The sequence below is a fragment of the Brevundimonas sp. genome (assembly GCF_031082345.1).
Classification (GTDB): domain Bacteria; phylum Pseudomonadota; class Alphaproteobacteria; order Caulobacterales; family Caulobacteraceae; genus Brevundimonas.
The window spans coordinates 1-9718 of sequence record NZ_JAVHLH010000089.1 but is presented as its reverse complement, the minus strand read 5'-3'; the positions used below and the strand labels follow the sequence as shown (position 1 = coordinate 9718).

The following is a 9718-nucleotide window of genomic DNA, read 5'->3' as shown; positions in this document are numbered from 1 at the left end:
GCACGGGGGCGGAGGCGGCGGGCAGACGGGCCCGCACTGCGCCGCGGCGGCGCCCGCACCCGCCGTCATCACGACGAATGTCGCCACGGCCGGCGCCCAGTTCATGATCCGCACCCGCATGGGCCGACCTCCCGATGAAAATCTTCCGCGACCCAAGCAAGACGCGGGCCGCTCCAGACTGCATCTGAACCGCAAAAGCCTTTCGTTTCCGTTGCTTTTCGCCCGGCCCGCTCCTTGCGGCAGGCGCCGCAGAGGCCGAGACGATGTTTCACCCTGATACGCAGTTCCTGATCGACCACTGGACGACGCTGTCGCGCCGGCCGGAATCGCGCGGCGGAATTCCCGAGCGCGCGGCCGTCCAGCCGGACACTCTGGGACTGCGTCTTCCCCGCGCATTCATGGCCCATCGCACCGGCGACGACGCGGTCATCCGCCTGGCCGGAAGCTGGATCGAAGGCTTCCACGGCGAGCCCCTCAAGGGCCAGTCCCTGCTCTCCCTGTGGCGCACCGCTTCACGACCGCTGGTGTCCACAGCCCTGACCCAGACCGTCCGCGAGGGCCGGCCGGTCGTGATCGTCGCGCTCGCCGGCGGCGTCGCGGCCCAGATCGAGATCACCCTGCTGCCGCTGCGGGGCCCATCCGGTCGGCCGGACCGGCTGCTGGGTCTCTACGCGCCCGCCGCAACCCTGACGCTGGCGGCCGATGAGCCTCGCCTGCTCACCGCCCGGGTTTCGATCGGCGTGGGCGAGGCCGCCCGCCCGCCGCTCAGCCTCGCTGCGGTCGGCGGCAGGCGGATCGCCTGATCCCGGCCCTCACGACGGCTTGAGGCCGCCGACATAGCGCTTCCAATTCTGCACATAGTGGGCGGCCGAGGCCTTCAGCGCCTCGATCTGGCCGGGCTTCAGCTGCCGCACGACCTTGCCCGGCTGACCCATGACCAGCGAGCCGTCGGGAATTTCCTTGCCTTCGGTGATCAGGGTGTTGGCGCCGATCAGACAGTTCTTCCCGATCCGGGCGCGGCCCAGCACGACCGAGCCGATGCCGATCAGGGTGTTGTCGCCGATCTCGCAGCTGTGAAGCATGACCATGTGGCCGACCGTGACGCCGTCGCCGATGGTCAGCGGCTCGCCGGGATCGGAATGCAGCACGCTGCCGTCCTGGATGTTGGTATCTCGCCCGATCGTGATCGGATCGTTGTCGCCGCGTACGGTCGCGCCGAACCAGACGCTGGCGCCCGGCTTGAGAATCACGTCTCCTATGACGGTTGCGGTCGGCGCGATCCAGTATTCGCCTTGAGGCGGAAGCTGCGGTTTCTTGTCACCGAGGCTGTAAACATTCATCACATCACCGTCACTTCTAAAGAAAACGAGGGCTTTAAGCTCTCGTAAACCACGCTAGCATCAGAGTGTAGATGCGATTCGAGGTCGCCATTTCGGCCCCGGATCCGAAGCCGGATCAACCCCGGTCCGGTCAGACCCAGGAGAGCGCGCGTGACGCGTTCTGGTCGGCGGGTAATCCCGCTGGAAGTTGGTCCTTCCTCCGACCCGGGCGGGTGCGTTGCATCCTCTGTCCCCTCCCTCTCCACCTTCGTTCGAGGCGATGCCCCTGCGGCGTCGCCTTTTTTCATGCCCTGGAGGCGTCCATGACCAAGCGTGCGGCAATCAAACGTCATACCCGTGAAATGTCCCGTGAACACGGGGTTCTGGATTCGCGGCAGTTCATGGAGGACGCCAAGGTGCGACGCCTCCCCACCCACGCCGGCTGGTCGCCCTATCCCTCGAACGACGACCGGGACCAGGCCTATCTGAAGACTCTGAAACCGAAATCGGACGGCCAGGCCGAACTGATGACGGCCATCGACCACCACAACATGGTGCTGGCCCTCGGACCGGCAGGCACGGGCAAGACCTATCTCGCCGTCGCCAAGGCGGTCGAGGCCCTGGAGGCCGGCAAGGTGGGGCGCATCGTGCTGTCCCGACCGGCGGTCGAGGCCGGCGAGTCGATCGGCTTCCTGCCCGGCGACATGGAAGACAAGCTGGCCCCCTATCTGCGGCCGCTCTACGACGCCCTGTCGGACCGGCTGTCGATGAAGCGGGTCAAGGCGCTGATGGCCGAGGGGCTGATCGAGATCGCCCCCATCGGTTACATGCGCGGCCGCACCCTCAACAACGCCTTCATCGTCGTCGACGAGGCCCAGAACTGCACCTACGTCCAGCTGAAGATGCTGCTGACCCGGCTGGGCTGGCATTCGACCATGGTGGTGACCGGCGACCCGCAGCAGTCGGACCTGCTGCCCGGCATCTCCGGTCTGACCGACATCGCCGAGCGGCTTGGGCCGGTGCCGGACATCGCGGTGGTCAAGCTGGCCGAGCAGGACATCGTCCGCCACCCGCTGGTCGCCAGCATGATCGGGGTGCTCTGAACGACGTCGACCGAATATCCGACGCGGGTCCGGGCGAGAATGGCTCCCGGACCTGCGTCAAAGCTCGAGACCATCGATCTCGGTAACAGGCGGCGACCACGCCCCATCCGGGGCGACGCGACACGATTGCCCCTTCGCGCCCGGCGCGCGGACTGCTAACCGGACGGTCTCACCTTTCAGCGACCCGAATGAAAATCCCACGCATCGCCCTGGCCGCTTACGGCTTCGCCATTCTCATCGTCGTCGTCGACCAGCTGACCAAGGCCTGGATCATTTCGGGCCTGGACCTGCGCATGGTCGGCCAGATCCCGATCCTGCCGCCCGTACTCAACTTCACCTGGGTCGAAAACCGCGGCGTCAGCTTCGGCCTGTTCGGCGACGGCTCGGCGCGGTGGATGCTCAGCGTCTTCTCCGTCGTGGTGGCGGGGGTTCTGGGCTGGTGGGCGCTCAGGGCCGACCGTCGGATGCTGGTCAGCGCCATCGGCCTGATCATGGGTGGGGCCATCGGCAACGTCATCGACCGCATCCGCTTCGGCTTCGTGGTCGACTTCCTTGATTTTTCGGGGACGGGCTTCTTCCCGTGGGTTTTCAACGTCGCCGACAGCGCCATCACCGTCGGCGTGATCCTGCTCATCCTCGACAGCGTCCTGTCCGAAAAGGCCGCCAAGGTTGGCGTGGCCGCCGAAAAGTCGTAATCAGCCGCTTCCTCTAGGGTTTACGCGCGCGCCTTCAGGCGCGCCCAGCCGAGTTTGACCATGCGCCTTACCCGCACCGCCGTCCTGACCCTCGCCGCATCGGCCCTCGTACTGGGCGGGTGCAACTCGCTGCGCAACAGCATCGGCCTGACGAAGGTGACCCCGGACGAGTTCCTGACCGTTTCGACCGCCCCGCTGACCGTACCGCCCGAGTATGGCCTGCGCCCGCCGTCGCCGGGCCAGCCGCGTCCGCAGGAGCTGGCGCCGGAATCGGCCGCCCGTCAGATTCTGCTGGGCCAGCGACAGGCCGTGACCCGTTCGCCGGGCGAGCAGGTCCTGGTCGCCCAGGCCGGCGGCGACCGCGCCGACCCCCTCGCCCGCTATGTCATCGACGACGAGTTCGGCGATCTGGCCCACAAGGAAGAGGGCTGGGCCAACCGCATCCTGTTCTGGCGCCGCGACGACGCCGCCTCCCAGGCGCCCACGACCAGCCAGACCGCCGAAGGCGCCGTCACCATCGACGCCGCCAGCGAGTACGCCCGGCTGCAGGCCCTGACCGGCGGCCAGGCCGGCATTGTCATCGCGCCGCGTCGTGACACCGGCTTCAAGCTGCCCGGCCTTTAGGACTACCGGGGTCAGGCCTTCGCCGCCCCGGCCCTTAGCCCACGTTCCGCCAGGGCCACGACGGCCACGCCGCCGATGGTCAACGCCGCGCCGGTGAGAATCTGCGGCGTCAACACGTCGCCCATGAACAGCCAGCCGATCAGGATCGACACCACAGGCGTGGCCAGCAGATAGGGCGTGACCCGCCCCGCCTCGCGCTTCTGGACCAGCCAGAAGACCAGGGTGGTGGCCATCACCGACGACACCAGCCCCGCCCAGATGACGCACGCCCAGACCAGGGCGTCCGCGTCCCGGATCGCCTGCATCTGACCCTCTTCAAAGACGGCCGAGCCGAAGGCCAGGGTGGGCAGGGCCACGAGCGCCAGCAGGCCCTGCATCTTCAGAGGCGGGATGGATGTCGTCCGCCGGGCGATCACGGTCGTCATCGCCCAGGCGGCGCTGGCGGCGATGCCGACCAGAATGGCCTTCCAGTCCGCGATGGCGTGCGGATCCAGCGTCATCCAGGCGACCCCCGCGAAGGCGATCCCCATGCCGATCAGGGCCGGCCGCGACAGCCGCTCGCGCAGCAGCAGGAAGGCGAACAGGGCGGTGAACGGCACCCATAGCTGCGCGGCGACCGAGACCGGGCTGACGTCCTGGGCCAGCCAGAAGGCGAGATAGATCAGCCCGTAATGGATGGGCCCGCCCACGCCGACGATGATCAGCAGGCTCTTCCAGTTGGGGAACGGCGGCCGCACGAACGGGATCAGGCAGGCCGCCGCGAGGCCGAAGCGCATCGCCCCGACCAGCAGCGGCGGCAGGGTCTCGGTGGCCAGCTTGGCCGCGGCGTTGTTGACGCCCCAGATCACCACCACCGCAAGGATTGCGGCGATCTCGACGAGGGAGAGCGGGCTGTGCGGCTTGTCTGGGGTGATCACACGACGCCTATGCCACGCGCCGTGCAGATCCGCCCGTCAAAGCCGGTAACCGACCGTTTCGATGACCGCCGCCGGCGTCGCCGCGCCTAGAACGGAATGTCGTCGTTCAGGTCGTAGCTTTCCTTGGGACCGCTGGGCTTGTTGGCGCCGCCGGTCGAGAAGCCGGACGAATAGTCGTCGTCACCACCGCGCGAGGCCCCGCCGCCGCTGTCGGCGCGGCCGCCCAGCATGGTCAGCTCGCCGCGGAATTTCTGCAGCACGATCTCGGTCGAGTATTTTTCGACCCCGTTCTGCTCGTATTTGCGGGTCTGCAGCGAGCCTTCGACGTAAACGGTCGAACCCTTCTTGAGGTAGTTCTCGGCCACCTTGACGATGTTCTCGTTGAAGATGACCACGCGGTGCCACTCGGTCTTCTCCTTGCGCTCTCCCGTGGCCTTGTCGCGCCACTGCTCCGACGTCGCGAGCGACAGGTTGGCGACCCGTTCGCCGGAGGGGAGCGTGCGGATCTCCGGATCCTTGCCCAGATTGCCGACCAGAATGACCTTGTTGACGCTGCCCGCCATCATCGAATCCTTTTTTTGGGCCGGGAGTGCTTGACGCCGGCCGGTTGATATCGTCGCCCCAATCTAGCTGATTGCGAGCCGATGTTCCAGTTTTGTTCGCTATTGCGTCGCGGCCGGCGCCGGTTCGACCGGGGCCGCCACGCCGACCGGCCGGCCGAATTCGTCCCTCGAGATCGCGCCGGGCACCGCCAGGCGGCCGTCCCCCGTCCGGGCCAGGAGGATGAAGCGCGAGCCGTCGAGCGACTTGCCGATCCACACGCCCTCGCGGTCGATGAAGATGTACTGGCCCTGGTAGGCGCCGGTGATCTCCTGTCGGCTGCCGCCCTGGCGAAGGAAACGCAGCCGCATCTCCTCCAGCCGCGCGGCGCAATGCTCGATCTGCGGCTGATCCTCGGCCAGCTTGTTGAAGGCGGGCGCTTCGCCCTCGGCCCCGGCCTCCACCGCAAAGCAGACGCCCGGTTCAAACGGGGCTTCGACGCCTCCGCCGCAGGCCGTGAGAACCGCGGCGCCGACGCCGGCTGTGAGCAAGATGGGCAGGCGTGTCATCAACGAAGGTCCGGGAACTGGCAGCTGCGGTCCTGTTCGACCAGGGTGCGGAAGCGGTTGTTGTCGGCCGACTGTTCGACGCGGCGCGGGACCAGCCGGAGGGTCGTATTGCCCCAGCGGCCGTAAAGCGCGTCGCCGGGCCGGACGCACGTGCCGGCGTAGAGCGCCTGCACGCAGGCGTTCAGGCTCGTGTTCGAGGACACGACACGCCAGTCGGAGCCGGTGTGACGGAGGCACTGGGGGCCCGCGGCGGCCTGGACCTGGGACTGGTCGGGTCGATCGGGATCAGGCGTCGCCGGGGACGGTTGCGGGTCGGTGGCGGCCATTTCGATCGGCGGTTCGATCACCGGCGCGGCCGGAAGGGCCACCAGCGCCCCGGTCTCGTCAACGCCCACATCGAGAGCATCCGTGGCCACGCCGTTGCGCCGGGCGCAATCCGCCAGCGTCGCCATGCCGGCGAACTGCCCGTCGACGTAGCAGCGCAGGGCGCGGGTCGTGTTCAGCTCCGGCGCATCGGCGACATCGACCGTCAATCCACCCTGCGCCGCCGGCGGCGGGGCGGAATCGCGGTCGCGTCCGGCCGAGAAGATCAGCGCGACGACCACGGCGGCCACAACCGCAAGGCCGGCTCCGATGGCGAAAAGGATGCGGTTGTCCTGGGGCATGAAAGGCTCGCGCGGCTGGGGAGTCCAATAACCCCGCCGGGCCATGCCCCGTCAACGGCCTTCGTCCTCGATCGGCCTAGCCGCCCAGGCGCGCGAGCGCGGCCTGATAGTTGGCCAGCTGATTGGTCAGATAGGCCGGAACGGGGCCTCTGGGCGCGGCGGACGCACTGTTGGCGGGGTCGAGCGAGCGATAGGCGTCGCGGACGGCCTTCATCGCGGCCTGGATGCGCTCGCCGGCGGTCTTGGCGGCCGCCGCGTCAGCCAGCCGGAGAGTGCCCGGCAGATCCAGACCGAAGGTCTTGCGAACCTCGTCCCCGGTCGAGGCGCCGATGAAGCCCGACGACAGACCCAGTCCCGCCAGGGCGTCCCGCCCCGTCTCGCCGGGGGTCAGCACGGCGCCTGACTTGCCGTCGCGCGCCATGATCGACAGGCGCTGAAAGCCGCCGGTGGTGGTGGTGATCTCGCCGTCCGTACCGGTGACCGAACTGCCTTCGGAGGCCACGGTGACCTTGAGCTTGCCGTTCGACGCGATCTCGATCTTGCGCGCCAGGGTGGCCAGGGTGTCCTTGGCGGCGATGGTGACCGACACCGAACGGCCGCCGTCGGCCGGACTGATGTAGAACCGGTCGCCGACCCTCAGCGAGGTCGCGTCGACCAGACGTTTCGAATCGCTCTGGTCGATCTCGCCCTGGGGCAGGCCCAACCGATCCAGCACGCTGGCCCCTCCTGCGGCTACGGCCAGAGTCAGGGGGCGCGCCTGATTGCCGTCGCCGGACCAGGTCTTCTCGTATTCGACCGCTCCGCTGAGGGGGTCGAGCCGCACCAGATAGCCCTGTGTGGGATCCTCGTCATCGGCGGCCGGGTCGCGGTCGGCGACGCCCGTGATCCAGACCTTGCCGTTGTGGACCTTCACGTCCGCGGCGTTGTCGTCGCCCGCCCCGCCGTACCACGTCATCCGGTCACCGGCCGATACGCTCAGGTCCCCTGAGAGGGTGGCGACGAAGACGTCCTTTCCGCCCGAGTGGGCCGTGGTCACGGTTCCCGCGGTGATGCCGCTGTCCCGGCTCGTGCCGGTCACGATGACCTGGCCGCCAGAGACGGCGACGCCGCCGATCTCGCCGCTGATCGGTCCGAGATCGCGGGTCGACGCGAGGGTGGGCACGCCTCCCGCGTCGAGGGTGAAATGGCGTATGACGGCCTGTCCGTTTTCTACGCCCGCCGTGTAGAGGTTCGAGCCGTCGATCGTCATGGCGTCGACGCTGTCGTCACTGCCTGTGCCGAACTGGGTCGTGGCGGTCGCAGCGACGACGATGCCGGCGGTGGGATAGGGCTCCCCGGCCTTGAACGCCTGCACATAGCCGTCCCAGCCTCCGACGGCGGCGGCGCCCGTCAGCGCCGATTTGGCTCGGCCGCCGATATAGACGACTCCATCGGCCCCGAAACTGACGGAAGTCGCCTCGTCCGCGGCGCGCGCCCCGCGCCGTTGCGCCCACAGTTCTTGGCCGTCCTTGTCGAAAACGGTGACGAAGCTGTCGGCGACATCCGCGACATCCCCCGTCTTTCCCGCGTCCGTGGCCTTGGTGTTGAGCGCGCCGGTGACCGACCCGGCCACCGCGACGTCGCCATTGGCGTCGACGGCGATGGCGTAGCCGCTGGCCGTGGACGCCGCGCCGAGCGTGCGGGTCGCCACCAGACGCCCCGCCGTATCGTACTTCATCAGGACCACGTCCCGAACGCCCTTGATCGGCTGGGTGTCGGGCCCCGCCGTGACGTCCGCCACGATCCACAATGACCCGTCCGGGCCCACAGCGCTGGCGCGGACGTTCTCGACTCCGGCCGGCAAGGCGTCCTGGGACAGGCGGCCTGCGACCCAATGGGTTTCTCCGACGCCGCCGCCCGTAGGCTGGGCCGCCGTCCCGCCGTCGCTCTGGAACTTCAACAGCTGCGCCGCGCCGGCCGACCCGGCCGACTGAACGACATAGACGGCGTCGGATGTGTCCGCGGCCGTGAAGCCGACCGTTTCCGTCGATGTGCCGCGGATGGCCAAGGCCCATTTGTCGGGGCCGCCCGGCAGCGTCACCGCCTTGCCGTTCACCTGAATGACCCTCGGCTCGGCCTTGATCTGCTCGCGACCGATTCGGGTCTGGAAGCCAGCCGCCTCCAGCTTGGCGTTGATATGGTCGAGGACGTTGTCGAACGTGCGGGGCGCCGCCCCCATGTCGGCGAGATCGATCGGCACCGCTGTCGTCTGGGAGTCGGCGATCCCGATCGGCACCTTGATGGTGATGTTGAACCGGGTGTCGCCCTGGAAGGCGGCCACCGGCGTATCGACCGACCCTTCGTGGATCGGGCCGGTGATGGAATTGGCGCTGTCGCGGGGCACGGCCGCCGTGGTCTTGCTCGTCGTCTTCGACGTGCCCTGCACCATGCGGACGGCGTCGAACTGGGAGGCGGACAGCCAAGACCCAATCTCGGCCAGACCCGAGGAAAAGCGTTTGTCCAGCTGGGTCAGCTCAAGAGCGCCGACCCCCTTGGTCACGGACCGGTTGACGAGGGCGTTGAGCGTGTCGAGCCCCTGGTAGAGAGCGAAGAGCTTCCGGTAGTCCGCGGACGCCCCCTTGATGTCCAGCTGGGCGGCGTTCTCGTTGATGAATTTGCGGCCGCCGAGGGCCGCGCGAACGAGGGCGTCCGCCTTTGGCGGCTCGACGCTGGTGGACCATGGCGGCGTCGGCTGTTTGCGGGCGGCCTGCCTCAAGGAGGCGGCCGTCGTCGTGTCCAGCCCCGTTTGGGCCGTGCCGCCGAACAATCCCAGAAGATAGCTGTTGTAGATCACACCGCGCTCCCGATCCTCAGTGTGACGGGACGGGCGTAAAGAGGTCTTAACGTCCGCTCGCGGAGCGACTCCGAACGCGACTCAGGGAACAATGGAAGGCGGCGATTGTTGAGTCGTCGCCGTTGAAGCAGGAGACGTGCGTCATGTCTGCCTTCGTCGAAGCCCTGAGATCGCTCCTCGCCCTGTACGGATTTGGCCATCGCGCCCAGCGGCGGCGGCCCGCCCCCGTCTGCATCGGCCGCTCCGGAGCCGGGCGTATCTGAGGTCTAGCCGCCCCGGAACAGCGACAGGATGATCTGCGGAGCCTGGTTGGCGATCGACAGCGACTGCGCGCCAAGCTGCTGCTGGACCTGCAGCGCCTGAAGGCGGGCGCTTTCCTTGGCCAGGTCGGCGTCGACAAGGTTGCCGATCCCCGATTCCAGCGTATCGACCAGCTTGGTCACAAAGCTGTTG

General features: G+C 68.2%; 11 protein-coding genes. 4 read left to right on the top strand and 7 right to left on the bottom strand.

What is annotated here, in order from left to right; genetic code table 11:
* The first annotated feature begins 263 nt into the window (after positions 1 to 263).
* Positions 264 to 803 carry a PAS domain-containing protein gene (locus RDU12_RS07650; protein WP_300289539.1) on the top strand — a complete coding sequence of 180 codons (540 nt, stop codon included), beginning with the start codon at positions 264 to 266 and terminating at the stop codon, positions 801 to 803.
* 9 nt (positions 804 to 812) lie between these two features.
* Here the strand turns inward: RDU12_RS07650 and RDU12_RS07645 are convergent, their stop codons facing one another.
* Entirely contained in the window at positions 813 to 1340 is a 528-nt protein-coding gene (locus RDU12_RS07645; RefSeq protein WP_300289538.1) for a gamma carbonic anhydrase family protein, read from the bottom strand.
* Positions 1341 to 1630: 290 nt separating this feature from the next.
* On the opposite strand from RDU12_RS07645, the gene RDU12_RS07640 reads away from it, so the two are divergent.
* From RDU12_RS07640 to RDU12_RS07630, 3 genes are all read left to right on the top strand, one after another.
* The gene (locus tag RDU12_RS07640) at positions 1631 to 2422 is read left to right on the top strand and encodes a PhoH family protein (RefSeq protein WP_300289541.1); all 792 of its coding nucleotides are present in this window, start codon (positions 1631 to 1633) and stop codon (positions 2420 to 2422) included.
* A 188-nt stretch (positions 2423 to 2610) separates the two neighbouring features.
* On the top strand, positions 2611 to 3117 hold the full coding sequence (gene lspA / locus RDU12_RS07635) for a signal peptidase II (protein WP_300289536.1): 507 nt from the start codon (positions 2611 to 2613) through the stop codon (positions 3115 to 3117).
* Between the two features lie 60 nt (positions 3118 to 3177).
* Positions 3178 to 3741, top strand: coding sequence for a DUF3035 domain-containing protein (locus RDU12_RS07630; RefSeq protein WP_300289540.1), 564 nt, complete (start codon positions 3178 to 3180; stop codon positions 3739 to 3741).
* A gap of 11 nt (positions 3742 to 3752) precedes the next feature.
* Here RDU12_RS07630 and RDU12_RS07625 read toward each other — a convergent pair whose 3' ends face one another.
* The 6 genes from RDU12_RS07625 to RDU12_RS07600 form a co-directional block, all read right to left on the bottom strand.
* Positions 3753 to 4658 (bottom strand): DMT family transporter, encoded by a 906-nt coding sequence (locus RDU12_RS07625; protein ID WP_300289535.1) that lies wholly within the window; start codon positions 4656 to 4658, stop codon positions 3753 to 3755.
* A gap of 86 nt (positions 4659 to 4744) precedes the next feature.
* Positions 4745 to 5221: a single-stranded DNA-binding protein gene (gene ssb / locus RDU12_RS07620; protein WP_300289534.1), complete on the bottom strand. Its 477-nt coding sequence runs from the start codon at positions 5219 to 5221 to the stop codon at positions 4745 to 4747.
* 99 nt (positions 5222 to 5320) lie between these two features.
* Complete coding sequence (locus RDU12_RS07615; protein WP_300289533.1) at positions 5321 to 5767, bottom strand: hypothetical protein; 447 nt, start codon at positions 5765 to 5767, stop codon at positions 5321 to 5323.
* On the bottom strand, positions 5767 to 6432 hold the full coding sequence (locus RDU12_RS07610) for a hypothetical protein (protein WP_300289532.1): 666 nt from the start codon (positions 6430 to 6432) through the stop codon (positions 5767 to 5769). The genes RDU12_RS07615 and RDU12_RS07610 overlap by 1 nt, the downstream gene beginning before the upstream one ends.
* A gap of 76 nt (positions 6433 to 6508) precedes the next feature.
* On the bottom strand, positions 6509 to 9265 hold the full coding sequence (locus tag RDU12_RS07605) for a transcriptional regulator (RefSeq protein ID WP_300289531.1): 2757 nt from the start codon (positions 9263 to 9265) through the stop codon (positions 6509 to 6511).
* A 266-nt stretch (positions 9266 to 9531) separates the two neighbouring features.
* The coding region (locus tag RDU12_RS07600) for a flagellin (protein WP_308684377.1) at positions 9532 to 9718 on the bottom strand (187 nt) is incomplete at its 5' end.